Here is a 26,746-nt window from a genome sequence, read left to right on the forward strand (position 1 = left end):
TCGAAAAGATTACTCACGTGCACCACTGGAATGACACATTATTCAGTTTTAAAACCACCCGCGACACCGCGCTGCGTTTTAAAAATGGTCAATTTGTGATGATTGGTCTTGAAGTGAATGGTAAGCCTTTAATGCGTGCATATTCTATTGCCAGCGCAAACTATGAAGAAGAGCTGGAATTTTTCTCGATCAAAGTGCCGGACGGCCCTTTAACGTCTATTCTGCAAAAAGTAAAAGTAGGCGATGAAATTCTGGTTTCCAGAAAGCCGACAGGCACTTTGGTTCTTGATGACTTGAACCCGGGCAAAAATTTATACCTGCTTTCTTCCGGCACCGGCCTTGCGCCGTTCTTGGCCACCATTCGCGACCCGGAAACCTATGAACGCTTTGAAAAAGTGATTGTGGTTCACGGCACGCGCTTCATTTCTGAACTGGCTTACCAAGACCTGATTTTAAATGAACTGCCAAACAATGAGTTCTTTGAGGAATTAGGCATCAAAGACAAATTGGTTTACTACCCAACGGTAACCCGTGAAGAATATCCAAACCAAGGCCGTGTAACGACGGTGATTGAAACCGGCGAAATTTTTGAAAAAATTGGCCTGCCGCGTTTTAACCCAGAAACTGACCGCGCAATGCTCTGCGGCAGCCCGGCATTCCTGGATGACGTTGCTGCGCTGCTTGATCAGCATGGTTTAAAAGAGTCTCCGCGCATGGGCGTACTGGGCGACTACGTAATTGAACGCGCATTCGTCGAAAAATAATCCCCCCACTTTCAAAAAAGACTGGAGCATATGCCTCCAGTTTTTTTGGCCCTTTTTGTCAGTTTTTAACAAAAAAATCTCGTATAAAAAGAAAAGTCTTGTTTTTACTCAGTGAAGTAAATATAATCCTGCAACAGAACAGACAGGTCTGTCTATTTTTATATTTGCTGATTAGAAGATGATTTAATCATCCAGAGGGTTATAAAATAAACATAAGAAGAAGCTTCCAGCTTCTCGCCATCTGCAGCCTGCCCATCATATTTTTATGATGGGTCAATTGCAGAGTACAATCAACTTATCAGCGAAGCGCGGTTGACATACAGTCATCGCGCTTTTTTATTGCCCAAATTTCAGCATGCCTGCGCGCTGCCGGTTCAGCCTGAAGCTTGAACAAACCGGCAGCATTATGCAGCCATTGCAGATCAGGCCGGAGCCATCTCCAGCTGGATCAGCTTTTCCACCCTTTTCCAGTAATCGTCAATATTCACTGCATTCGGATCAATCTGCGCCTGAATCGTCATGCCGTCCAGAATGCTGGACAGCAAGGCGGCAAGCTGCTCCGCCTGCTGCACGCCCAAGCCATGCAGGGCGTCACGCAGGCGCCCGCTCAGCCATTCCTTATAGTCAATGGCGGGCTGCAGCGAGGAAGGATAGATCTTTGAAATCTCTTCCACCGCTTTTTGAAACATGCAGCCGTTAAAGTCCGATGTATGAAACCACGCGTGATACCAGAAAAACGCCGTTCTGATATGCTCCATATAATCCTGCGGATTGCAGGCCGCAATTGCTGCGCCTAAAGACTCCTGCAAATTAATATTTCTCCTAATCAGGCATTCTTCAATCAGTTTCGCTTTAGATGGAAAGTATTTATAAAACGTCATTTTCGCAACGCCTGATTCACTAATAATCCGGTCAACCCCTATGGAGTTGTAGCTATGCGAGTTAAAAAGATTCAGCGCAGTATTAATTATGTCATCTTTTTTTGACATGCGTTTTACCTGCCGTACGGAATTTGCAATGTAATAATTGACTCATAACAGTTCTAAGCATTTGTAATAGAATATCATTATACTGATATTATGAATGTCCGGGAAATTTTATCAGAGAATAAATTTACCGCACAAGTAGTTGAATTGATTATACTATTTAATTAAATTTAGCTATAGAAGATTGCTATATTTTTAACTATGATAAAAAGATTAGAATCACAATTTACCAATATATGAATACTCTCTCCTTTACTCAGTCTGAGCATACACGCAAAGAACTCCTGCATTTTATTCAAAACTCCCTAAGCCCGGAGCTGTGGCGCAATAATGCATGCGCCATCGGCGAACTGAAGCAGCGGACAGCATCGCATGACTTATTCCGGCACCCTATGCTGGAACGCCTCAAGGCCTGCCAGTTAAGCCTTGAACAGCTTAAAAGCATTCATGTCAATTATTTCACAGCCATTGTAAAAATTTTTACCGATGCGCTGAGCATGCTGATTTATCAGGCGGCTGCGCTGGAAAACAATGCCAATATCCATAAGGAAAGCCGTATCAGCGCAAAAGTTTATGCGCGCTATTTGCTGTCCTTAAATTTGATGGATGAGCTGGGCTTCAATACCCATAATCTGGCGCAAAGCTCGCCGGCAAAATCTCATTTGATTTATTTTTTAGACCTAATGCGCCAGCTGGAGCTGGAGCTGGACGCCAGCCAGCAGCATAAGGCCGAAGCGGAAGCTCATGCGCTGCAGGAATTTATTCAGCAGCATATGCATTCATATGCAGACTTGCTGCTGCTTCTGGCCTGCACCGAACTGCAGGTCATTAAATTCAGCGAGGCGCTGCGGATCAATATGCAGGCCTATGACCCCGCATTTGCACTCGGATATTACGCCTGCCACGGCATTGCAGACAGTTCATCGCAGCATCTGGCCAATGACGACAACCATGAAGATGACATCTGGGCGCTGCTGACCCAATGCTTTGCCAGCGAACACAGCCAGCACTATAAAAAAACCCAGTCGCAATATCTTGAGCTGTGGAATAATTTCTGGAGCAAGATGCATCAGATGGCGGCATAGGCATTCAGCGCCTATAAGCTTTAATATTTCAATATGCAGCCCGAAGCGGAAATAAGCGACAAAGCGCCATATCCAGCTGCAGCGTTTCTGGATCAGCAGTGATGCATGCTCTATGCTGCGCAAACTGCGGCGGCTAAAGCTGCGGATGGGACATCAACCTAAGCCTAGGCCATGAAATTTAAAACAAAATTACTGGCCAGCATGCAGGCGCAGGCCCGGTTTTTATTTACTCTTGATTCAAGTTTGCCTAAGATGAACGCAACAACAAAAATGGTTTAAGCCACAACATGACAATTGCGCCCTTACGCTTTCAAGATTTCCTGCATCCGCGCCCAAAGCCTAAAGGCATTGATGTGCAGTGCAAGCTGCAGCATTTTGCGCTGATTACCTATGCCGTAGACCCTAAACGCTTCCAGAATATTATTCCTGGACGCTTTAAGCTGGATACCGTTCAATACCGCGGCCAAGAACGCGCGCTGATGTCGGTGGTGCCCTTTATTGATGTGGATTTCACTTCCGCCGTTTACCCTTTTCCCAAATTTGAGATGGGGCAAACCAATTACCGTGTTTATGTGATTGATCAGGAAACGCAGGAGCGCTGCGTCTGGTTTATCGGCACAACTTTAGATTCATGGACGCTGATGGTGCCGCGCCATGTCTGGCAGCTGCCTTGGCATCCCGCCGGCTTTAAATTTGACTGCCGGCAAGACGCTGACGGCTTATACAGCCAGTATAAAATGCAGACTGAGTCGGCATGGGCCGGCGCTGAACTGCAGCTGGCGCAGTCGCCTGATGACGGCTGGCAATTTGAAGGCTTTCCGGACTTGGAAACCTATCTGGTGTATTTAACCCATCCGCTGGCCGGCTTTTATCACCGCAGGGACGGCAAGCTGGGCACTTACCGCGTTTGGCACGGGCGCCTGCAGCCGCGGCCGGCAAAACTGCAGCATGCTCGTTTTGAACTGTTAGACCGCATGAATCTGGTGCCTTTTGAGCATCAGCTGCAGCCGTACAGCGCGCTGATTGAGCCGGTCAATGAGTTTACTATTTACCTGCCGCCGGCAGTGCTGGACTGAATAAAAACCAGGGCCAAAGCCCCGGTTCTTTCTGCAGATTTGGCTAAGCCAAATGCAATTCAGCGCCTATGCTTAAAGTTAATTCACAGGGCTAATTCACTTTTATCGCACACCACGGTAAATCCCAGCGATTCAAAATCAGCATTGTCAAATCTGTACACCAGCTCATCTGCAGTTAATTTAATAATGCTGAAAACATCATCACCCGCCGGTTCAACCAAATCCTTGGTGATGTGATAGTGCTGATCAAATTCATGATTATCAATTGAAAAATTATGAAATTTCAGATTCTGAAAGATCAGCTGATTGCCCCGCAGCGCCCAATTCGACTTTGCCTCGTATTTTAAAAAGGCTTCGTCACTTTCATTGGAAAAATGCACAATTCCAGTCTGCGGGGAAGCGCCGCTTTTCTGGAAATCTATATTGCTGAATTCAACCAGCTGATAGTCTTCAACATCTAAGCTGGCAATGCATGACCACTTTCCCCATAATTTTTTCTGATCAATTATTTCTGTCTGGGCATAACTCAACAGTGGCGCAATGCCGCATATGAATGCCAATAATAATTTCACTTTTATTATCTCTTTAAAAATTCATCCGCTATTTTAAGCAAAATCAATTTTAAAAGCACCGTTAAAAGCACCGCGCGGCGGCGCATATTTAGCTGGCCGCGCTCAGCTGCGTGCTTCTGCGTTCTGACAAAGACTTACGGATCACCCGATAGCCGCCGCTTAGGCCCAAGCCAGCCATAATCACCGCCACAATAATATCCGGCAGCATGCTGCCTGTGCCGAACACCCCAACTGCGGCAAAAATGACCGCCACATTGCCAATCGCGTCATTGCGGCTGCAGATCCAAACCGACTGCATATTGGAGTCGCCGTCGCGGAACGCATAAAGAATATAGGCTGCCGCGGCGTTGGCGATTAAAGCCAGAACGCCAATTGCGCCCATGGTCACAGCTTCCGGCGCAATGCCCTGCGAATAGGCATAGATCACTTTGCCAATCACCACCAAGCCGAATCCGGCCATCACTGCGCCTTTCACCAGCGCAACCGTAGCGCGCCAGTACAGGCTGGCCCCCAAAACCGCCAAAGAAATGGCGTAATTCACCGCATCGCCAAAGAAGTCCAGCGAATCCGCCCAAAGCGCGGAAGAATGCGCATAAGCGCCGCCAATCAGCTCAACAAGGAACATGGCGAGGTTAATAAACAGCGCAATCCACAGCGCGGTTCTGAATTTACTGTCCGGTTTTGGCGCTACCGGTTCATGACTGCAAGTACAGGCCATTTGCACAATCCTCTATCTGTATTATTCTTATTCAAAACTATGGACTAACTCCAAGGTCAAGCTGCCTAATGAAAAATGAGCCGAATTATTTAATTAAAGACCTTGCGGATAAAACCGGCCTGAGCCATGACACGATCCGCTTTTATGAAAAGAAGCAGCTGATTCAGCCCAGCTTCCGCGGCAGCAACAACTACCGCTACTACAATGATGACGCCTTAAAGCGCCTGCTGTTTATTAAGCGCTGCCGCGCTTTGGACATGACCTTAAAGGAAATTCAGTCCCTGATTGCGCTGGAGCAGAACCCTGAGCAGGACTGCTCTGCGGTCAATAACTTAATTGCCGAGCATTTGCAGCATGTGGAAAGCCGGATTGCCGAACTGCTGACCTTCCGGCTGCAGCTGCAGCAGCTGCGGCAGTCCTGCGCTGTGCAGTCGACCGTTGACCAGTGCCAGATTTTAAAGCAACTGGAAACCGCCGATGAACAGGCCTGCAGCGCGGCGAAATAACCGGCCGGGCGCTACAGCGCTTTTTGATTGACCCGATGAGACAGCTCCGCCGCGGACTCTTTGCGCTCTGAATAGCGGCTGCAGAGGTAAGCTGACTGCCCGCGCGTCAGCAAAGTAAATTTGTACAGCTCTTCCATGACATCGACAATACGGTCGTAATAGCTGGACGGCTTCATGCGGTCATTTTCATCAAATTCCAAAAAGGCCTTCGGAACAGAAGACTGATTGGGAATGGTCAGCATGCGCATCCAGCGCCCTAAAACGCGCATTTGATTCAGCGCATTAAACGACTGCGAGCCGCCGCAGACCTGCATCAGCGCCAAGGTCTTGCCCTGTGTGGCGCGGATGGCGCCGGCAGCCAGAGGAATCCAGTCAATTTGCGCTTTAAAGATCGAGCTCATTGCGCCGTGGCGCTCCGGCGAGCACCAGACCATGCCTTCCGCCCAAGCCAGCAGCGTGTGCAGCTCCTGCACTTTAGGGTGCTGCATGTCAGCATCTTCCGGCAAAGGCAGGCCTTTGGGGTGGAAAATTTTCACCTCTGCGCCAAAGCGCTCAAGAATGCGCCCCGCTTCCAGCACGGCCAGGCGGCTGAATGAGCGTTCGCGGTTGGAGCCGTACAGCAGCAGAATCCGCGGCGGATGCGGCAATGCTTTGGCTTGAACCTGCTCAAAACTTGGCGTTTCCAGCAAATCTGCATCAATATTCGGTAAAGACATATTTAAACTCATAGCTTGTGTGGCATTGCCCCCTCAGTCCTGCTTAAGCGGGCTTCGGGAGCTATTATTTTTAAGGAGTAATTCATGATTGCGCAGCGGCTGAATCTTCAGCGGCATTCATTTGGATAGAACTTCTTGCGCAGCCAAAGCGAAACGCTGACCAGAGCAATCAGCACCGGAACTTCCACCAAGGGGCCAATCACTGCGGTAAAGGCCACCGGCGATGCCAGGCCGAAAGAGGCAATGGCGACCGCCAGCGCCAGTTCAAAGTTATTGCCGGCAGCGGTAAATGAAATGGCTGCGGCGCGCGGGTAATCGCTCCCCATCCATTTGCTTAAAAAGAAGCTCAGCAGAAACATCAGCACGAAGTAAATCAGCAGCGGGACGGCAATGCGCAGCACATCCATCGGCAGGCTGACCACTTCCCCGCCCTTTAAGCTGAACATGGCCGCAATGGTGAACAGCAGCGCCAGCAGGCTCAGCGGGCTGATTTTCGGCAGAAAATGGTTTTGATACCAGTCCAGCCCTTTGCGCTTGAGCAGAATTTCACGGGTCAAAAAGCCCAGCAGGAACGGAATGCCCAAGTACAGCAGCACAGCCTGGCTGATAGTCCAGAAACTGACATCCACCGCCTGCCCCGCCACGCCAAAATACGGCGGCAGCACAGTTAAAAACAGCCATGCATAGGTGCTGAAGAATAAAATCTGGAAAATGCTGTTAAAAGCCACCAAGGCCGCAGCGTATTGGCTGTCGCCGCAGGCCAGATTGTTCCAGATCAGCACCATGGCAATGCAGCGCGCAAGGCCAATCAAAATCAGCCCCGCCATATATTCAGGAAAATCGTGCAGGAAAATCACCGCCAGCAGGAACATCAGGCAAGGCGCTATCAGCCAGTTCTGCAGCAGGGACAGCGCCAAGGTGCGCTTGTCCTGAAAAACCTGCGGCAGCGCCCTGTAGTCAACTTTGGCCAAAGGCGGGTACATCATCAGAATCAGCCCGATGGCAATCGGCAGATTGACCGTGCCCACGCTCATCTGATTCAAATTTTCTGACGCCTGCGGAAAAAACACGCCTATCGCCACCCCAATGGCCATGGCAATGAAGATCCACAAGGTTAAATTGCGGTCCAGAAATGAGAGTTTTTTTGCATCCATGCGCTTCATATCAGGCAATTTCTGAAATTTTCTGGATTTCAATTGTCAATTCCTGATCAGACAGATTGGCAAAATCTAACGCAAAGAAGGCATCCAGGCGCCGGTTAATATGCGCAACAGTCTGCATAAATGCCTGCATTTTTTCCTCGTCAGGCAAGTCTAAATGCGATGGATCATCCAGGCCCCAATGCGCTTTAACGGCTTTGCCTAAATACAGCGGACAGGGTTCATGCGCTGCCGCACTGCATACGGTAATGACAATATCAGGATTGAACGGCTCGCATTCCTGCATGTTTTTGCTGTAAAGGTTTGCCGTTTCCAAACCCAAACTTTGCAAGGTTCTCAGCGTGAATGGATGCACCTGCCCGGAGGGCTTGCTGCCGGCGCTGCAGGCGCTGAAACCATCAGGCGCGCGCGCGTTGAACAATACCTCTGACAGAATGCTACGGCAGCTGTTTCCTGTGCATAAAAATAAAAAATTCATAATATTTACAATGACCTAATTACAGCAATTTAAACTTGAACATAATTCAGCATCGGCCGGATTAAAGCGCGGATGCTGGGCGGCGGACAGCGTTAAAACGTCCAGGCACCAGTCGGGCAATTCATCATGCAGGCGGTAATGCACCCACTGCCCCTGGCGCCGATCCTGCAGAATTTTTCCATTGCGCAGCAGCGCCAGATGACGGGAAATTTTGGGCTGGCTGAGCTGCAGCCCTGCGGTTAAATCGCAGACGCAGCGCTCGCCCTGCTTCACAATCATCATGACAATATCCAGACGGGTTGGATCTGCCAGACATTTAAAAAATTCAGCCTGATTCATAATATATGCATATATGTATTTTCATATATATTAGCGCATAAAAAGTGACAGCGCGATGACCAAAATGCAGAAACAGGCTTTTAATCCCGAGTTATTTACTGGGTTGAATCATTTTTTTATATCCCTACAATAAAGCCATAAATTTTGTATGCCTTTTTGACATGACCATTTCACACGTTACTGAGCTTCTTTCACCTGCCGGCTCGCTGAAGAACATGCGCTATGCATTTGCTTATGGCGCGGACGCGGTGTATGCAGGCCAGCCGCGCTACAGCCTGCGCGTGCGCAACAATGCGTTTGATCATGACAATCTGCAAACCGGCATTGCTGAAGCGCATGCTTTGGGCAAAAAGTTTTATGTAGTGGTGAATATTCAGCCGCATAACTCCAAGCTGAAAAACTTCATCCGCGATTTAGCGCCTGTGGTGGCAATGAACCCTGACGCCCTGATTATGTCCGATCCGGGCTTGATCATGATGGTGCGCGAGAATTTTCCAGACATGCCTGTGCATCTGTCAGTGCAGGCCAATGCCGTCAACTGGGCAACAGTGAAATTTTGGAAAAATATGGGCTTAACCCGCGTAATTCTGTCACGCGAGCTGTCCATTGAAGAAATTGAGGAAATTAAAAATAACGTGCCGGACATGGAAATTGAAGTTTTCGTACACGGCGCGTTATGCATGGCTTATTCCGGCCGCTGCTTACTTTCCGGCTATATGAACAAACGTGATGCAAATCAAGGCGCCTGCACCAATGCGTGCCGCTGGGACTATAAAATTCACGAGGCAGCTGAAGATGAAACTGGCGATGTTATTCCAGTAACACAAATTGAAGAATCATCATGCTGTCAAAACAAAGATGCCGATGAGCAGCACGCCATACAACAACACCAATTTGGCGAGCCGATTTTATTACAGCGCAATGAAGAAGAAATGTTCGCAGCCGAAGAGGACGAGCATGGCACTTACTTCATGAACTCCAAGGATCTGCGCGCGGTGCAGCATGTAGGCCGCCTGACGGAAATGGGCATTCACTCGCTGAAGATTGAAGGCCGCACCAAGTCCTATTTTTACTGCGCCCGCACCGCGCAAATTTACCGCAAAGCCATTGATGACGCACTGCAGGGCAAGCCTTTCGATCCAGCACTGATGTCGCAGCTGGAAGGCTTGGCCAACCGCGGCTATACCGAAGGCTTCCTGCGCCGCCATGTGCACAGTGAATATCAGAATTATGAAACCGGCTCTTCGCGCTTTGACCATCAGCAGTTTGTCGGCGAAGTTTTGGAGCGCAATGGCGCTTACCTCAGAATTGACGTAAAAAACCGTTTTGTGGTGGGCGACTCTTTAGAATTGATGACGACCTCAGGCAATATCACTTTTGAACTGACTGAAATTTTAGATAAAAAAGGCCATTCAATTCCTGATGCGAAAGGTTCCGGCCATATTGTCGATATTCCTGTCCCTGCCGATGTGGACATGAACTATGCCCTGCTGATCCGCAACTTGCCGGATTCGGCAATGGATATTTCCGCAGCGTCTTTGGCCTACGCAGCCAGCTGATATGGCCCTGCGTATTACACAGCAGTGCATTAATTGCGATATGTGCCTGCCGGAATGCCCGAATGATGCGATTTTTGAAGGCGCAAAAGTGTATGAGATTGAGGCGGCGCGCTGTACGGAATGCGTGGGCTTTTATGAGCAGCCAACCTGCATGGCGGTCTGCCCGATTGACTGCATTGAGCCGCATCCTGAGCACAGTGAAACGCAGGAGCAGCTGATGCGGAAATTTGAAGGATTGAACTTATTCAGCAAATGACCTTGGGGAAGGCTGATAAGAGGAACGGAGCTGCGCTCTAAGTTCCCGCAGAAGAAAAAGAATGTAAATATAACAAAATTGACACGCTGTGTCGGGGGAAAAAGCCAAAGCACTTGGGGATGCTTTGGCTTTTTCCTTTTGGGCGGCATCAGCTGTATTATTCAGCCTTTGACCATGCGCCATAACTGACGTTGGGCAGCACAATAAAGCGGTCGCCAAATTTTTCCCGGTTTTGCGCCACCGCTGCAGCGCGCTCCGCGGCGGTCTGCTGATTGCTGAATGCCCCCGAAAAATCATGCAGGGTATCGCCCAGCAGCATTACAATTTCATAATCTTTGCTGATGCTTTGACGGCGCTGCTCTTTAGATGTTCCATACAGCAGAATCTGCTGGCTCTGCACCTGCGGCAAATTCAGCTGCTTCATCATATGCATGGCGGACGTACGGTATTTTTCAGCGCGGTCAGACACATAGAAAATCTTTATGCCCTGCTGATCGGCAAACTGCAAAAAGTCCAGGCTGCCTGGAATCAGTTTCGGCTGCCCTGACTGCTCCCACGCATCCCAGGATTTCCAATTCGTATAGTCTTCACAGCGTTTCAGATCATTGACAAAGACATCCGTATTGTCTAAAACCGTTTCGTCCAAATCCGTGACAATGGCCAAATTTTTAGCCTGCGGATTGGCCTGCAGAATTTCTTTAAGGCGGTGCGCGGCCAAATTATAAGCCTGCAGCTGCAGCGCCTGAACTTCTGCAGAACGGTTTTGAAATTTCAGGCTCATGCCATACTGCTGCACCGCAGGGCAGCCCGGCGCTTCTTTGGCCTGCAGCTGCGCGCCGGAACACGCCACTACGGCCAAAAGCGCGGTGTATACATGCTTTCGCGTTAAATTCATATTCAACCTCAATTCTCAATTCAGTTTTGCCTGCGGATGCATCATCTGCAGTAAATACAGGCCTTTAACGGCAAAGCTTTTTTGCTCAAAGCTGAGCGGATGCCTGCTGGCCAGTCTTCCATTGGCTTTTCCACATGCGCCAGCCATTCAGCGCCAGCAGGATAAAAATAAAGTATAAAAATGCGGTCAAGTTCAGCGATTTGTGCAGATACATCAGCACATAAATTGCATCCAGCACGCACCACATCGCCCAGCTTTCTATATATTTGCGCGCCGCCCAATAGCTGGCAACCAGGCTGAATGACGCCAGCATGGAATCCAGCCAAGGCAGAGAAGCTTGGGTATAAGTGGAAAACAGCAGCCCTAAGACCAAGCCGGCCGCAGTGCCAATCAGCAGGCTGCGCGCCATAACCGCCTGATTCATATAGCCCGCATGCAGCGGTTTTGCAGCGGACGCCTTTGTCCAGCTTAACCAGCCGTACAGCTGCATGATGATAAACACGCCCTGCAGCAGGGCATCGGCATACAAATGCACTTGGTAGAAAATAATCATGTAGAGCATAACCGCGATGATATTGACCAGCCAGCAAATGCGGTACTGTTTGGAGGTCAGCCAGACGCCCAGCACATTCAAAATAAACGCGGCGATTTCTAAATGCGACATATTGAACCTGCTTAGAAATTCAATTTCAGCGCAAGGCTGGCAGTGCGCGGCGCGCCTAAGAACAAGTAGTCATCGCCGCCGGATTCACCCGCATCACGCCAGTATTTTTTATTCAAAAGGTTATCGACATTGAAGCGCAGTTCCGCATTGGTTTTGTTCCATTTAAAGGCATAGGCTGCGCCTGCATCAAATACGCTGTAGCCGCCGACTTTGGCTGCTGCTTCTTTATTGGCGAATTTGCTTGAACTGTAGCGGCCGCCGGCCATCAGTTTCAGGCCTTCAACCTGCGGCAGATCATAAGTCACAAAACTGGCCGCGCGGAATTTCGGCGCATTCTGCATTTGATGGCCTGAATGAGCCGTATTGGACACATCTTCCAGACGGACACGGCTCAGCGCCATAGTGCTATTCATCACCAAGCGTGAAGTTAAATTGCCCGACAGCCCCAGCTCTAAACCGCGGCTGTGCTGCTTGCCTTCCTGAATAAAATAGTATTTGCTGTCCGCAGGGTTCAATGCCGTATATTGGTTATCCTGGCGCAAATCAAACAGCGCTGCCGTGAACAGGAACTGACTGATTTGCTGCTTATAGCCCAATTCATACTGTTCAGAATGAATCGGCGCCAAAATGGCATCTTTATTTTTTGCATACCATGCTGCCGAACGGCCATCCGACAAGCCTTTGGCATAGGAGGCATACACCGTTGCATCTGCTGTAGGGCTAAAACTCAGCGCCAGTTGCGGCAGGAATTTGTCCAAATCAGTATCGCGGGTTTGCACGCTTTGTTTGCTGTAAGCCTGTTCATCCAAATGAATCCATTTGCCGCCCAAAAGCGCTGACCATTGCGGGCCGAATTCAATGCGGTCAGATACAGTTAGGGCCGTCTGCTTGCTGTCTAAGGCTTTATGGCGCGGGCCAACAGTTACATCAGTCGGGTTGAAATCAACCGTATCTTCGTAGATGTTTCCAAAACCGATAGATTCATTCACGCTGTCATAGCGCTTACGTGACTTATGGGTCTGCGCCAGTTCAAAGTTCAGATGATGCAGGGTATTGGCCAGTGACCACTGCCCTTGCAGCTGGCCTTTCAGCTGATTGGTCACATAGGTGTCATCCGGGTTTTGATAATCATAGATATCGTAATTGCCATTCGCATCGAAACCATTGCCCAATCCGCTGTACTGGCAAACGTTGCTGTAGCAGCCCCAGGCAAAGGTGGAATAATCATCCACTTTGGCTTTGCTGTATGAGCCGCTTAGATTTGCCGTCCATTGCTCATTCAGCGCATAGCTGTATTTCAGGCTGGTGTTTAAGCTGTCAATGGTGACCGGCTTGCCCCAGCTTTGATAGGCCAGCAGGCGGTCCTGCTGCACATTTTGCGGCACTTTGCCGTCCAGCAGCTGATAGCCGGGCACGGAGCGCTGCTGCTGGCGCTGCGATTCCAAATCAAACTGCAGCGCAGACTTGTCTGTCATTTGCCAGTCCAGCGCAACTGCCCCCATATAGCGCTTGCCGCCGACATGATCGACATAGCTGTTGATTTTTTCATTGACCAGATTCACGCGGTAACCCAGCTGCTGCTCGCTGCCCATAAAGCCGCCAAGATCGGCTGCTGCGGAAAACTGCCCGTATTCATCCGCATTGAATGACAGCGACTTTACTTCTTTCGGGCGCTTAGACACATAATTCACCACCCCGCCCGGCGTCGACATGCCGCTTTGAATGGCGGAAATGCCTTTTAAAATCTCAACCCGCTCTTTATTTTCCAAAGACAGATTCTGTTCGCCGCGGACCGCATGGCCATTCAGCAAATAGCTTGAGCCCAAATCTAAAGTGAACCCGCGCGATACAAAATTGGAATAATAGCCAATCGGCGCATAGCTGTCGCCGACAGAAGCGTCATTTTTCACAATATCCGCTAAAATACGCGCATGCTGGTCTTCAATCATTGCGGCATTGACCACGGCAATAGAAGCCGGCGCTTTCTTTAATTCTTTAGTGCCGAAACCTGCCAGCGCCAGCGCATTTTTTTCTGCAGGCGCAGCCTTTGGCGCCGCAACAACAATGGTTTCCAGCTGATTGACGGCATCATCGGCAAAGGCCGCAGGCGCAATGCAAAGCTGTGAAATAACCGCAGCTTTTACTGCGCCTGCCAATGAACTTTGCTTAAATTGAAGATTCATGTTTAACCTTTCTGTCTGTTCCTAAAGCGCCGCTCACCCCATGCCTGATATGCACATGGCGGATCTTGCGCTGCAAAAAATTGAATTGAAATAATGCGGAGTGAATTGCGCTGCGCAAAAAGCGCAATGCTGCCTGATGGGCGGCAGCCTGTGCATTCACAGCAGATTGAAAAATCATGCGGCTGCCTGCTGAATCAGCTGTGCCAGCTTTTGGCAGAATTGCTGCCCCTGCGGCTTAAAAAACCAGTCCGTATGCGCAATCAGCCAGTCATGGTAGGCCGCATCTGCATGCTTGAAATTGCGGGTAATGCCCGCAAAATATTCAAGTTCTGACACTGCAAAGTCGGTATGCACAATTTTGATCAGTTCCGGCAAAATGGCGAGTTCTTCCAACGGATGCGCATGCTTCACATAGGCCTGAATAAATGCCTGCAGCCCGGCTTCATCAATATGAATATCCTGCGTCTGATTTAGCGCCAGCCAGTCGATAAAGTTGCGCTCAACCGTTACCGCTAAATCATAAATTGCGGAGTTGCGGTCAGTTAAGCCAAAATCGATCACGGTGCTGATTTCAGCCTGATCGCTGTTTTTGCTCCACAGCAGATTGGAAGCGTGCAAATCATTATGCGTCCAGATTTTTGGCGCGCACTGCATGGCCGTTTTGACTTTTTCATGCACATGCGCCAATTGCGACAGCCAAGCCTGATCCAGTGGCTTTTCCGCAAAATATGCGCTTAAGGCAGAACTGTTTTTAATACGCTGGCGGATTGCCTGCGCAATATCGTGGCTCAGCAGCAGATCCTGATTTGAAATCAGCTGCTGCGCGCTACGGCCCTGCACAACCGGATAGTTTTCTGCCGCCTTATGCAGCGCCGCCAGCATTTGGCCTGCTTGACAGGCATGCCCTGCGCAGAAAAAAGGCTTCCAGGACAAATGGTCAGCATACAGATCAAGCCCATGGGCCTTCTCATGCACCTCATAGCTCCAGTCATCCAGTTCAACCGCTGTAGCGCCATCTTTTGAACAGATGATTTTAGGGAGCGGCAGGCGCTGTTCCGCCAGATGCTGAATCAGCTGATGTTCCTGCTTTAAATCCGCCGCAGTGCGGAAACTGCGGTGGCTGCGCTTGATAAAATAGGCAGCCTGATTGACTTGAATCAGCATGGCTGATGAAAAAGGGCGCGGGCTGCGCCACAGCACCGCCGCCTGCCCCTGCAATTGCGGATACCGCTGCTGCAGCTGCGCTAAGTCCGCAGCCGATATGTCTTGCCAGTCTTTAGGTTCAAGGCTTTCCCCCATGCCATGGCCAAGGCTTGCGCGCTGTTCCGCCATCAGCATTTTTCCTGATGCATTTCTGCAGACAATAGCTTGAAACAGCAGCTTTTAAACATTAAGTTCGAGCTGTATAGTTTGCTGCAGCAGCAATTATGCGTCATGAATTATTCAACACCCGATAAAAAACAGTGCGGAATGTAGTGGATATACCTGGTACATACCAATATTATTTATTGATCAAATTCATTTTTTAAACTATTTATCCGATAAAAAAATTATTTTTATTACTTTTCTGATTAATTTAAAATCCGCACTGTTCAGCCGGCAAACAAATCATCATTATTCTTATGTCATGGCATCCGGTTAAAAACAGCGCTTAAAATTATGTTAGGCATTGATATCTAAATTCATTTCTATCTTATCTTGCGGCCAGATTTCGACATCATACTCAATTACCTGAGTATCTGACTTCGAAATCCGCTCTATGCGTATGGCGGTTTGGCTTGGCGGAATGCCCAGCAGCTTGCCGTCAAACGCTTCTGCAGCAGTATTTTTTATTTTCAACTGGCTGCTGCTGTATTTTAAATCATAGTGGTTTTTAACCACTTCTTCGACTGAAGGAATGACATCAAAGTCTAAAAATCCGGGAAATAAGGCCACAGGCAAATAATTATATTCAAGCAATACCGGAACATTATCTGCATAGCGCAAGCGGATAATTTCAAAAAAACCGGATTTACGGATTTCTGAATCAAATGCAGCCGCGCCTTCAAAGGCTGAGTCTATTTTTTTAGCTGAAATCAATTCTGTTTTAGCCGTAAATCCCTGCACTTTAAGATAGCTGTTAAAGTTGGCAATTGAAGCGGGGTAATATTGTATTTTTTTATTGCTGACGAACCAGCCTATGTTTTGGACTTTATAAATTTTGCCTTCCGCACGCAGCTGCTCATAGGCTTTGCGGACAGTTTCTCTTGAGCAGCCATATTTCAGCGCCAGATAGCGCTCGGATGGAATCAGCTGATTGGCCGCATATTTTTTTAACTCCTGCCCAATCAAATCTCTGATTTCCATATATTTCATGTTTGAATCCTATTTGAAGCAGAGCTTGCTGATAAATGGCGCTTGCAGAAGGTATGCAGTTTACGGGCCTATTAGGCCGTAAATGGCGATGCGCATAGATTATAGAAGAAACGGCTGCAGTTTATAATAGCTTAAGGGGCTGCAGTGAATTAGCATTATGATAATCTGCTGCTGCCCCTCAAAACTTATTCTTTTAAGTTTAAGAGCAATTCCTCTCTGCGCAGGAACTCAAAAAATGTTTCTAAAGTTTTCCCATGGCATCAATAATAATGTTTTGCTCTGCAAGTTGCCTAAAATAAATTAGTGATTCAATTTCATAAGCTTAAATTTTAAATTCCACCTTTACGCTGCTCAACATCCCTATGCAGCATGCCTTACTAGCTCATCAGCTAATAACTCAGCCTGCTCAAGCACAGTTTCAGTCGCCAGCAACTCCATATCAGGCGGATAACCATACTTCTTAAGCAAGCGCTTCACAACTACTCTCAGCTTAGCTCGTGCAGCTTCCTTAATCGTCCAATCCAATGTCACATTCTTTCTAATACTATTAGTAAGAACAACCGCCAGCTCTCGTAAGATCTCTTTTTGCATGAGCTCCCTGGCGCTGTCATTGTCAGCTACCGCTGAATAGAAAGCATATTCATACTCCGTCAGGTTAAGTTCCTGAGCGAGCTTATCTGATTCTTGGATTGCTTTTGCAAGCTTGATCAGCTCATCGATGACCTCAGATGCTGTAAGAACCTTATTCTGATAACCCTTGATCGCAGATTTAAGCATATCCATTAGCTTCTTGCCTTGAGTTACGCTTTGACTGACCCTTGCCTTAATCTCATCGTTTAGCAGCTTCTTAAGCGCTTCTAATGCAATATTCTTATGCTCATAACCTTTCATCTCTTGCAGAAATTCATCTGACAGGACTGAAATGTCTGGCTTCTGTATTCCCGCCGCATCAAAAATATCTACAACTTTATCCGTTACTAATGCCTGATCAATTGTTTGTTTAACTTTCGCTTCAAGCGCTGCATTCGTTAATGCCGCTCCATCACCGCCGCCTGCAAACTTCGCGAGACGAGCTTTTACAGCTTGGAAGTATGCAACCTCTGGAGTTGCTTCCATCGCTAGAGGATGCGGTGTTGCAAGCGCATATGCTTGAGACATTGCCGCTACAGCATTCAGGAATCTGGTTTTACCTTCGCCCTGATCCAGACCGAGAATATGGTTTTCAGACTCAAGGATGATTCCCAGTTTCCTAGAAGTGCCTGCAGTAAAATACTCTTTGTAATTGTACCCATGCATAATCCCTTCGAGCACTTCCAGCTTTTCTTGCAGAATTGCTGCAGCCTCATCCTGCACCAATGCGGGATCACCCTTACCGCCAGCCTCTGAATAAAAAGACAAGGCCTCTTTAAGGTCTGATGCAATACCAAGGTAATCTACAACTAAACCGCCCGCCTTGTCTTTATAGACTCGGTTTACGCGCGCAATGGCCTGCATGAGATTATGGCCTTTCATTGGCTTGTCGATGTACAGCGTATGCATGCTGGGCGCATCAAAACCCGTCAGCCACATATCACGAACAATGACCAGTTTCAGCTTGTCGCCGTTATCCTTCATGCGTTTTGCTAAGTCTTGCCTTTGCTTCTTGGTCGTATGATGTTTTGCAATATCTGGCCCATCTGATGCAGCTGAAGTCATAACAACTTTGATGACACCGTCATTTAAGTCGTCGCTATGCCAATCTGGTTTCAGCTTTATAATCTCATTGTACAAGTCAACAGCAATTCTGCGGGACATGCTGACAATCATGCCCTTACCTTGGTTTGCATTAGCAGTCAGCCGCTGCTCAAAGTGAGTGACTATGTCCTGGGCAATGGCTTTAATCCGGCCTTTACTGCCGATTAGCCCTTCGACCTTGGCCCACTTTGCGCGCTCTTGCTCGTTTTGGCTTAAATCACCTTCTGAGTAAAGCGCATCAAACTCTTTGATGAGCTTCTCCCCCTCTTCGCTAATTCTAATTTTTGCAAGGCGGCTTTCATAGAAGATACGAACCGTTGCGCCATCTTCTACAGCTTGTGAGATGTCATAAACATCAACATAGTTACCAAAGACAGCAGGTGTGTTAACGTCCGTCTTCTCAATCGGTGTGCCGGTAAATCCAAGATATGCAGCATTCGGCAATGCATCGCGCATATATTTAGCAAAACCATACACTGTACGTTTACCGACAATCTGGCCTGTCTCATCTTTTACATCGACTTCTTTAGCGTTGAAGCCATACTGCGAACGGTGCGCTTCATCTGCAACCACGACAATATTGCTTCGGTTAGACAGTTCCTCGTAAACACTGCCGCCATCATCTGGCTGGAACTTTTGAATGGTCGTAAAGATCACACCGCCAGATCCAACCTTGAGCAGTTGTTTAAGTTCCTCCCTGCTTTCTGCCTGTTTTGGCGTTTGCCTTAAAAGCTGGCTTGATGCTGCGAAGGTTCCAAAAAGCTGATCATCTAAATCATTGCGGTCTGTGATGACTACAACAGTTGGATTATCCAAAGCCAGGACAATTTTCCCAGTGTAGAAAACCATAGACAGGGACTTGCCCGAACCTTGGGTATGCCAGACTACACCTGCTTTCTTATCGCCAACTGCCTGCTGCTGAACCAGCTCCAGTTTACTTCTGCCCTGATGCTGCAGAGCTGCCTCAGCAGACTTCGATTCGGCATTCACCGCTGAAGCCCGAATCGTTGAAAGCACCGCAGCATTCACAGCATAGTATTGGTGATATGCTGCCATCTTCTTGATGGACTTAATGGTGATTAAGCCATTGGCATCTTCTTCTTTGGTCGACTCAAAAACGATAAAGTGCTGAATCATATCCAGCAGTGTAACTTTATTCAGCAAGCCCTGAATCAACACTTCTAATTGGGGCTTTGTCTTAGATGCCTTAGATTGGCCATTCGCAGTCTTCCATGCCATGTAACGGCTAAAGTCTGCTGAGATTGTACCTGCTTTTGCTTCTAAACCGTCAGAAACAATATTGAAAGCATTGTATGTAAAGAGTGACGGAAGCTGCTCTTGATAGGTCTGAATCTGATTGTAAGCGCCATCTACAGTGGCATTTTCATCCGCTGCATTTTTAAGTTCGACAATAACTAAAGGTAAACCATTCACATAGAGGATTAAGTCTGGCCGCCGTGTCCAGCGGTCTTCTTTAATGGTGATTTGGTTGACTACCCAGAACTCATTGTTCTGTGGATTATCAAAGTCAATTAGCCAAACATATTCGCCTTGTGTATTGCCATTTTTACTGACTTCAAGGTTAATACCCTCTGTCAGCAATCGGTGAAAAGCTTGGTTATTGCTGAGCAACTCTGGTGACTGCAAATCCGTAATCTGCTTGAGCGCCTCAATACACTTATCTTCACCTAAATGCGGGTTTAAGCGATGCAACGCTTCCAAGACTTTGCTTTCTAAAATGACCTGCTTATAACGCCGTAATGGCTGTTCAGCTTTAGGCTCAATGTCTGGACCATATACATATGTCCAGCCTAAGCCCTGAAGCTGTTCTATTACCATCTGCTCTATATCTGATTCGATCATCTTAGACATTCTTTACCCCCTTTAAAGCATATTCATTTTTACAAGACCGGCTTAATCTTTATTCTTCTGCTTGCACGTTATAACCATACTGCTGAATACCCGCCCCCATCTCTCCAGTGTAGTTATGGCATGCTTGCATATAGGTTTCTGCATCTGACCACAGCACACCCGGCACACCAGAGTCATTTAATGGAATAACGGTTACCTGATCACCAATCTGCAAAGTTGGCTTAGTCAATGAACACTGAATCTGAATTTTGTGCGCTTCATGATTCCATTCGATTTTTTCAGCATCCCATCCTCTGCTGCCACCAATAAGAGTTAACTCTATATTTGATTCAGCCGGAGTTTGGCTTAACTGCTTAAACGCCACAACCCGGCCGATTGTGCAAGGGTCATGATAGCAAGACTCCAACTGCGCACCTTTCTGCACGCCAGAGAAATCAAATGCTGCCGCTGACTGTTCGATAATGGCTGGCGCCTCAGCTTCTGCCGGTATTTCTTCCGCAGGTAAGGTTGGCTGCTGTGCTGCTTGCTGCGGTTTCATCTCATTCATTGGAACAACAATCTTTTTCACTTTCCAGCTTAAACCATCCCGTTCCATGATCACTTTCAGCTGTTTGTCTTTGTCTGGATTCTTTAGCGTGACCTCAAACAAATTCATCGACAAATAACGAGTGCTGTACTCCAGCTTTTCTTGATTTGGCGATGATTGATCAGATGATTCTTCTGAGGAATGCTTTAAGCTATCTCTAAAGTCTTTCCCCTGAAGCATCAATGTCATGCCTTCCGGAGTAATAACAGCGTCCACTGTTTTATCAACCATGGTTGTTGCGATCATTGCTCCCAATGCTTCCCAACCATTGCTATCTTTAGCTGCCAAATCCTTAACCATGTAAGCATTCATTTGAGCTTTAAAGCTTTCACGCACACTTGGGTAGTCAATATATGCGGAGAGTTTCTCACTGTCTTCTGCCTTTGCCGCACTCTTAATACTATTGAGCACTAGATATGGCGAAGCATAGTAATAACCGCCAATTAGCAGCACAACAATAGCTATTAATGCACCTATAATTTTTTTATTCATATTCAGCCCCCTGAATGTAAAAAGGCGAAGCCAACAAATGACTTCCCTTAAATGCTATAGAACTTCATCTGTTTGGTATTGGACTCGCACTTCACCGCTCATGAGTTTAGGAAGTAACGTGTCTCGTAGTTTTTCTAAAGTTTTGATTTGTCTTGAGTTATAGATCAGCTTTGACTCTATTGATTGAATATATTCATTGAACTGCTGAATGACTTCATCACTTGGCTTACCTATTGTGAACTCTTGTAGATGATCTACATTCACTCGTTGTCTACCACTTGAGCCTTCCATGCAACTTTCAGCATAGTCTTTGAAATCTTGGTTTCTGCATAAAACATAAGCCATCAAAGGATGAAAGCCCGTCTTTGGACGCATCACAATATATTCAGTAGAACCCCAACCCACTTCGTTTCCATCTAAAAAAGTCACATAGCCTGCTTTACCATTCTCTAGACAAGGTGTGATACGAGCAAGCAACGTATCTTGATTAAGGAATTTAGTACCTGAGGTAAACTCTCGAGTGTAATAGCCTGTTGCATTAAAGCTTTGAGTACTTAGCCCAGCCATCTCCAAATAAATCGCTTCTGCACCCTTTGCTAAAGTACGCTTTGGATTAAAGGCAATCAACTCATTAACAGCTACTTCATCAAGGGATTCATCTTCAATAAACCCTTGACGAAACAGTGTTTCAGCCATTGCTTCCAAGGTCTTGTTCTGACGATGCAGTAAATCAATCTTGTCATCTAATGATGAAAGAACTGAGGCTATTGCTTTTTGTTCAGAAAAATTAGGCAATGGAATATCTAATGTTTGAATATTATAGATTGGTAATTTAGGTTGAGTGGAACCAACTGCCCGTTGGTCAATCTTGTCTTGACCTTCTTCTGATTTCAAATAGTAGTATACAAAATCGTTACTTATACCATTAGAAATAGGGATAAGCTTAACGCAATTCTCTGTGAGGTTAGCCCCATCTAAAGTTTTACCTACTATATTGAGCGATCCAATCTGTCCAACAATTGAAAGTATTAGATCACCTTCCTTAACTTTATACGAGCTTATTGCTCCTGTTACATTTTCAGGAACATACAGAAAGCTATCTGCGAGGTTTAAAATTCGCCCTTTTTCCATATCGGTAATACGAATATAAGGATGGATATTTGGTTTCGATTGAAGCAACACTCCTTTTGGCAAACGCTTACCACCTTTCACCAAATAAAGCTCTTTGATTATTTTGATTTCCCAAATCATACAACCACCTTCGCTAAGTTCTCAGCAATGACTTGATTCAGCTTAGCTTCCTCGGCAAGCTGTTTTTCAAACTCAGCCTTAAGGCTTGTGAAGCGTTCCTTAAAGTCGAACTCATCTTCATCATCCGCTAAACCAACATAGCGGCCTGGGGTCAGTACATAATCAAGCTCAGCCACTTTCTCAAGCGGTACAGAGGCGCAGAAGCCTGCAACATCCTCATACTCACCATTTTGGTTTCTCCAATTGTGGTATGTATCAGTGATCAGCTGCAGGTCTTCATCAGACAATACTTTTGTTCTGCGGTTAATCAGATGACCAAGGTTACGCGCATCAATGAATAAGATTTCATTGCTGCGGTCTTTGTACTTAGCCGAACCAACACGGTCACGGCGCATAAACCATAAAGCAGCAGGAATCTGAGTATTCAGGAATAGCTTGGCAGGCAGATTCACAATACAGTCAATGACATTGGCTTCTGAAACCAAGGCTTTACGAATTTCACCTTCGCCACTGGTTTTAGAAGTGAGTGCACCTTTCGCAAGGACTACACCTGCCTGACCTTTAGGACTCATGTGATATAGAAAATGCTGCATCCAAGCAAAGTTTGCATTACCTGCAGGCGGTGTACCTAGTGACCAGCGAGCATCACCCACAAGCTGCTCACCGCTCCAGTCCGACACATTAAATGGAGGATTAGCAATTATGTAGTCTGCTTTCAGGTCTTTGTGCGCATCATTCAGGAATGAACCCTCAGAGTTCCACTTCACGTGTTCTGAGTTAATACCGCGAATAGCTAAGTTCATCTTCGCCAGCCGCCATGTAGTCTGGTTGCTCTCTTGACCATAAATAGAGATATCATCAATGAGACCTTGATGTGCTGTTACGAAATTCTCTGACTGAACAAACATACCGCCTGAACCACAGCAAGGATCGAAGACACGCCCTTTGTACGGCTCAAGCATTTGAACCAGTAAACCAACAATAGATTTAGGCGTATAGAACTGTCCACCCTGCTTGCCTTCAGCTAAAGCAAACTCACCAAGGAAGTACTCAAATACATGGCCCAGAACATCGGCAGAGCGAGATTTCGCATCACCTAGAGCAATGTTGCCAATTAAGTCTATAAGCTCGCCTAAGCTTGTAGGATCGAGATTCTGACGTGCATAAACTTTTGGGAGTACGCCTTTAAGCTGAGGATTCTCATTTTCAATGGCTTCCATGGCTGCATCAACAATGACACCAATGGATGGCTGCTTAGCTTGGCCGAGCAAATAAGACCAGCGCGCAATTTCTGGAACAAAGAACACGTTGTATGCCATGTACTCATCACGGTCTTCTGGATTGGCACCCTCAAATTCACCCTCACCTGAAACCAGTAAATTGTAGTGTGCTTCAAAGGAATCTGAGATGTACTTTAAGAAGATCAAACCAAGGACTACATGTTTGTACTCGGCAGCATCAATGTTCTTACGAAGTTTGTCTGCAGCCTTCCACAACACGACTTCTAAAGGTTCTTGTTTGGTTTGCTTTGGAGCACGAGCCATATTGAGTCCTGAGTACAAAATTGATGTATTGATTATAAGCATGAATAGTAACGAATTATGAATACTGACGTAAGTGGATAAAGACATGAATTGTCACGGATCACATTATATTTCTTTACTGTTATGCACTTGGTTAAATTTATAATCTTTCTCCTACATCTTTCGTGCGGCAGAAGGCGCTTGTAAAATTTAACCAAAGGAAAATAGGAATGCGCCTCCCCCCAAGCTATTTCGTTTTCCCCTCGCTTTACGCCTTGATGACCTAGATCATAGATGATGCATCTTCGTCGCAGACCGAGTGGAAAGCCGAAATGCTGTAAAACGTTAAGTGGGGGAAAAATTTAGTGTATGTGGTATATAGACCAACAGATTATCGAACGGATGGACCACAAAATAGACCGAAAAATCCGATGGTCTAAAAATAGCAGGCAATAAAAAACCACATAAATCAATGATCTACGAGGTTTAATATGGTTGGCCCACACAGACTTGAACTGTGGACCAACGGATTATGAGCGGAAACAGATTCTTATAAATTTATTATTTAAAACAATGGTTTAATTAATGGTTGGTTGTGCGAATTCAATGTCTACAATGAGACCGCACATAAATTATTAACTACAGGAAAACTAAAAACTTTTGAAAACTACTCATGAAGTTGAACAAATGAGCCGCATTGATAGACTTAAGAAAAATAAACTATTTTTTGTTGAAAAAACTTACAAAAACCGCAAAAAGACCGCTGTCTTCTGCTGTCCCGCAAAAATAGACCGCAGAAATACAAGGATTTTTTTATAGACCGCAAAGACTATGCTCTCTTTGCGTACAACGTGTTGGACAGCAAAATGAAAGTAATATCTTTAAATAACCCCCTAAAAATTATTTATTTAGGGAGTTTCAGTATATTAAGACTAAGAAGCAAAATGACTAATTAACTTATTTTTCACATCTGCATGGTTTTTAGCAAAATCAGAGTTTGTCCAAGTATCAAATTGTTGAAAAATTCTGATTGAATTACTAAACAACTCAATATTTCCTTGGAAATATTTTTGCTTCTTATCAGAGTAATCACGGTTATTTTGAGAGGAATTTTTTCGTCTCGATAGTAATACTAAATTACCCAGTCTATCTTTTGCATGATTACGTTCTTCATCGGTAAAGTCATTTAACCATTGGCTCTCAGTCTTGGGTGTTTGAGGAAGAATATGCTCTATGCTAATCGTACTTGGAAAGTCTAGTTTAGTTGTATGTCCATGCAATATACAATCCAATTTGAGCATTAGATATTTAGCAGCTCTTCTACCATAAATTTTCTTATCCAACTCGATAGCTAATTCTGATTGATCTATATGCTTTCTCAGTAGTTGAATGACTTCTTCACTAGTTTTCGTGTCTATATTTTCCATCCAATTATTCACATTCTCTATTCGACTCGTTGGTGTTAAACCCACCAGCCAATCATAAGCAAATGCATTGTCTAATGATTTTACGAAATTAATTAGTTGATGATTACCAAATTTATCATAATACTTTAATAATGGAGCAATCCAAAAATCTGACTCAAACCCTGCTTTCATCACTACAAGTAAGTTATTTAATTCAAAGCTTTTTGACAACTCATAGTGATTATTGTCGAATATTTCAATGTAATGCTTTCTGTATTTATCAATAAAGTTAAAAGTATCCATCCCTTTATTTAACAAAGGAGGTAGATTTTTAGTAGTTTTATTAGAACGATCATATTCCTTAGGTGCATAAATGCTATCTTCATACTCTTTCAAGAGACTGACCATTGCTTTCTTTTTAACTAAGATTGAACGCAGATGAGATAGAAACTCATCAAAATCTTCACCAAAATAATTTTCAGCTTCTTCCCAATTTTTTGCAGCTTTCACTCTTTCATCATGATTAGAAACTAGAGCTAAATTACTTGCTTTTAAAATATCACTACTACGAAGTTTAACACCTCGATTATTCATAACCGTAAATAATCTAAAAGCATCATCAAGTTCTTCAGATCCTACATAGATCATCAGCACTTTATTGATTAAAAAAATAGCAAATTGGTCAAAATTTTGATGTTCTTCAAAATAGTCTCGTATTTGAACTATATTTTTAGACATATTGATTACTGAAAGATCAGTATCCTTGCTATAACTTTGAATAAGTGATGAAGTTATTTTAAGTGTACTTTTTTCTTCTTTAACATAGCCATCAATGAAATCTTTAACTTCTTGCCTAATATCAAATACTACTCTCAGTCGCTCAGGAGTACTTGTAAATAAATTTTTCTTTTGGAAAATAATTTCTTTACAAGTTTTAAGGCAGTCCTCGTTCTCTGTTAAGTCACGAATCACAGAGACTAGCAAGAAAAGGGTCGTTAATCGCTGCTGGCCATCAAGTACATCATACTCGACATAATTAGTATTGTTTTTTTCAGTAGATTTCTTCTGTAAAACCATTGACCCTAAAAAGTACTGAGCATTCTCATCACGATTCATAGCATCACTTAAATCTTGTAAAAGTTCAGCTATTTGATCCTTGCCCCAAACGTAAGGTCTTTGATATTCAGGTATTCTGTACCATTTTCCAAAGAGATCACCCACATATAATTTTTCACTTTCAATCATTTTATATCTACTTTCACAACAAAATTAATTAGCTTAGAGAACCAGAAGCTAGAAAACATTAAGCGCTTTAAATCAAAAACATAAATCTGTTTATGTCAAAAAATGTATATCTCTATTATGTTATTACCTATTACACAGAAAAACATCTGATAAATAAAAAAGAAGAGAACCAAAGGATTAAAAAACACCCAAAAGGAAAATGATCCTAGCCAAAATAATAGACAGTACTTCCCTCTAAAGATGACGTAACGTTAACTTTGGAGATACAAAAAATGGCTAAACGTTTTAGTCCTGAATTTAAACAGCAAGCAATTGATTATGCACT

The 26,746-nt window shown here is 45.5% G+C and carries 23 protein-coding genes; 6 read left to right on the top strand and 17 right to left on the bottom strand.

Annotation, left to right across the window (positions count from 1 at the left end; all coding sequences use genetic code 11):
* A partial coding sequence (locus tag RSA72_RS06790; protein ID WP_332623430.1) for a ferredoxin--NADP reductase occupies positions 1-764 on the top strand: 764 nt, incomplete at its 5' end.
* A gap of 422 nt (positions 765-1,186) precedes the next feature.
* Here RSA72_RS06790 and RSA72_RS06795 read toward each other — a convergent pair.
* Positions 1,187-1,753, bottom strand: a complete 567-nt coding sequence (locus tag RSA72_RS06795) for a TetR/AcrR family transcriptional regulator (RefSeq protein WP_332623432.1) — start codon at positions 1,751-1,753, stop codon at positions 1,187-1,189.
* 233 nt (positions 1,754-1,986) lie between these two features.
* Between RSA72_RS06795 and RSA72_RS06800 the strand changes: the two genes are divergently transcribed.
* Positions 1,987-2,835, top strand: coding sequence for a hypothetical protein (locus RSA72_RS06800; protein ID WP_332623434.1), 849 nt, complete (start codon positions 1,987-1,989; stop codon positions 2,833-2,835).
* Positions 2,836-3,122: 287 nt separating this feature from the next.
* The gene (locus RSA72_RS06805; protein WP_332623436.1) at positions 3,123-3,911 is read left to right on the top strand and encodes a DUF2071 domain-containing protein; all 789 of its coding nucleotides are present in this window, start codon (positions 3,123-3,125) and stop codon (positions 3,909-3,911) included.
* Positions 3,912-3,994: 83 nt separating this feature from the next.
* On the opposite strand, the gene RSA72_RS06810 is transcribed toward RSA72_RS06805, so the two are convergent.
* Both RSA72_RS06810 and RSA72_RS06815 read right to left on the bottom strand, forming a co-directional pair.
* Positions 3,995-4,441, bottom strand: a complete 447-nt coding sequence (locus RSA72_RS06810) for a hypothetical protein (protein ID WP_332623438.1) — start codon at positions 4,439-4,441, stop codon at positions 3,995-3,997.
* Between the two features lie 130 nt (positions 4,442-4,571).
* Positions 4,572-5,201 carry a cation transporter gene (locus tag RSA72_RS06815; RefSeq protein WP_332623440.1) on the bottom strand — a complete coding sequence of 210 codons (630 nt, stop codon included), beginning with the start codon at positions 5,199-5,201 and terminating at the stop codon, positions 4,572-4,574.
* A gap of 68 nt (positions 5,202-5,269) precedes the next feature.
* Here RSA72_RS06815 and RSA72_RS06820 point away from each other — a divergent pair, with 68 nt between their 5' ends.
* Positions 5,270-5,707 (top strand): Cd(II)/Pb(II)-responsive transcriptional regulator, encoded by a 438-nt coding sequence (locus RSA72_RS06820; RefSeq protein WP_332623442.1) that lies wholly within the window; start codon positions 5,270-5,272, stop codon positions 5,705-5,707.
* Positions 5,708-5,718: 11 nt separating this feature from the next.
* Here the strand turns inward: RSA72_RS06820 and arsH are convergent, their stop codons facing one another.
* From arsH to RSA72_RS06840, 4 genes are all read right to left on the bottom strand, one after another.
* A complete protein-coding gene (gene arsH, locus RSA72_RS06825) occupies positions 5,719-6,423 on the bottom strand; it encodes an arsenical resistance protein ArsH (RefSeq protein WP_332623444.1) in 705 nt (234 codons plus the stop codon).
* A gap of 107 nt (positions 6,424-6,530) precedes the next feature.
* Positions 6,531-7,577, bottom strand: coding sequence for an ACR3 family arsenite efflux transporter (gene arsB / locus RSA72_RS06830; protein WP_332623445.1), 1,047 nt, complete (start codon positions 7,575-7,577; stop codon positions 6,531-6,533).
* Positions 7,578-7,587: 10 nt separating this feature from the next.
* Complete coding sequence (locus RSA72_RS06835; RefSeq protein ID WP_332623446.1) at positions 7,588-8,061, bottom strand: arsenate reductase ArsC; 474 nt, start codon at positions 8,059-8,061, stop codon at positions 7,588-7,590.
* Positions 8,062-8,076: 15 nt separating this feature from the next.
* Positions 8,077-8,400, bottom strand: a complete 324-nt coding sequence (locus RSA72_RS06840) for an ArsR/SmtB family transcription factor (protein WP_332623447.1) — start codon at positions 8,398-8,400, stop codon at positions 8,077-8,079.
* A 161-nt stretch (positions 8,401-8,561) separates the two neighbouring features.
* Between RSA72_RS06840 and trhP the strand changes: the two genes are divergently transcribed.
* Together trhP and RSA72_RS06850 are read left to right on the top strand one after the other, a co-directional pair.
* Positions 8,562-9,959 (top strand): prephenate-dependent tRNA uridine(34) hydroxylase TrhP, encoded by a 1,398-nt coding sequence (gene trhP, locus RSA72_RS06845; RefSeq protein ID WP_332632902.1) that lies wholly within the window; start codon positions 8,562-8,564, stop codon positions 9,957-9,959.
* A gap of 1 nt (position 9,960) precedes the next feature.
* Positions 9,961-10,215 (top strand): YfhL family 4Fe-4S dicluster ferredoxin, encoded by a 255-nt coding sequence (locus tag RSA72_RS06850; RefSeq protein ID WP_332624183.1) that lies wholly within the window; start codon positions 9,961-9,963, stop codon positions 10,213-10,215.
* A 157-nt stretch (positions 10,216-10,372) separates the two neighbouring features.
* On the opposite strand, the gene RSA72_RS06855 is transcribed toward RSA72_RS06850, so the two are convergent.
* From RSA72_RS06855 to RSA72_RS06900, 10 genes are all read right to left on the bottom strand, one after another.
* The gene (locus RSA72_RS06855; RefSeq protein ID WP_332624182.1) at positions 10,373-11,110 is read right to left on the bottom strand and encodes a 5'-nucleotidase, lipoprotein e(P4) family; all 738 of its coding nucleotides are present in this window, start codon (positions 11,108-11,110) and stop codon (positions 10,373-10,375) included.
* Positions 11,111-11,195: 85 nt separating this feature from the next.
* Entirely contained in the window at positions 11,196-11,774 is a 579-nt protein-coding gene (pnuC, locus tag RSA72_RS06860; RefSeq protein WP_332624181.1) for a nicotinamide riboside transporter PnuC, read from the bottom strand.
* 11 nt (positions 11,775-11,785) lie between these two features.
* Complete coding sequence (locus RSA72_RS06865; protein WP_332624180.1) at positions 11,786-13,957, bottom strand: TonB-dependent siderophore receptor; 2,172 nt, start codon at positions 13,955-13,957, stop codon at positions 11,786-11,788.
* Between the two features lie 174 nt (positions 13,958-14,131).
* Positions 14,132-15,289, bottom strand: coding sequence for a phosphotransferase enzyme family protein (locus RSA72_RS06870; RefSeq protein WP_332632903.1), 1,158 nt, complete (start codon positions 15,287-15,289; stop codon positions 14,132-14,134).
* 330 nt (positions 15,290-15,619) lie between these two features.
* On the bottom strand, positions 15,620-16,312 hold the full coding sequence (locus RSA72_RS06875) for a GntR family transcriptional regulator (protein ID WP_332623008.1): 693 nt from the start codon (positions 16,310-16,312) through the stop codon (positions 15,620-15,622).
* A gap of 360 nt (positions 16,313-16,672) precedes the next feature.
* Positions 16,673-19,918, bottom strand: coding sequence for a type I restriction endonuclease subunit R (locus RSA72_RS06880; protein ID WP_332623007.1), 3,246 nt, complete (start codon positions 19,916-19,918; stop codon positions 16,673-16,675).
* A gap of 49 nt (positions 19,919-19,967) precedes the next feature.
* Positions 19,968-20,996: a DUF2939 domain-containing protein gene (locus RSA72_RS06885; protein WP_332623006.1), complete on the bottom strand. Its 1,029-nt coding sequence runs from the start codon at positions 20,994-20,996 to the stop codon at positions 19,968-19,970.
* Positions 20,997-21,050: 54 nt separating this feature from the next.
* On the bottom strand, positions 21,051-22,247 hold the full coding sequence (locus tag RSA72_RS06890) for a restriction endonuclease subunit S (RefSeq protein ID WP_332623005.1): 1,197 nt from the start codon (positions 22,245-22,247) through the stop codon (positions 21,051-21,053).
* Complete coding sequence (locus RSA72_RS06895) at positions 22,244-23,791, bottom strand: type I restriction-modification system subunit M (protein ID WP_332623004.1); 1,548 nt, start codon at positions 23,789-23,791, stop codon at positions 22,244-22,246. Before RSA72_RS06895 ends, RSA72_RS06890 begins: the two co-directional genes overlap by 4 nt.
* A gap of 911 nt (positions 23,792-24,702) precedes the next feature.
* Positions 24,703-26,421, bottom strand: a complete 1,719-nt coding sequence (locus tag RSA72_RS06900) for a DUF262 domain-containing protein (RefSeq protein ID WP_332623003.1) — start codon at positions 26,419-26,421, stop codon at positions 24,703-24,705.
* Positions 26,422-26,746 lie beyond the last annotated feature (325 nt).

The sequence above is a fragment of the Acinetobacter sp. genome, assembly GCF_036659555.1.
In the GTDB taxonomy this organism is placed as follows: Bacteria; Pseudomonadota; Gammaproteobacteria; order Pseudomonadales; family Moraxellaceae; genus Acinetobacter.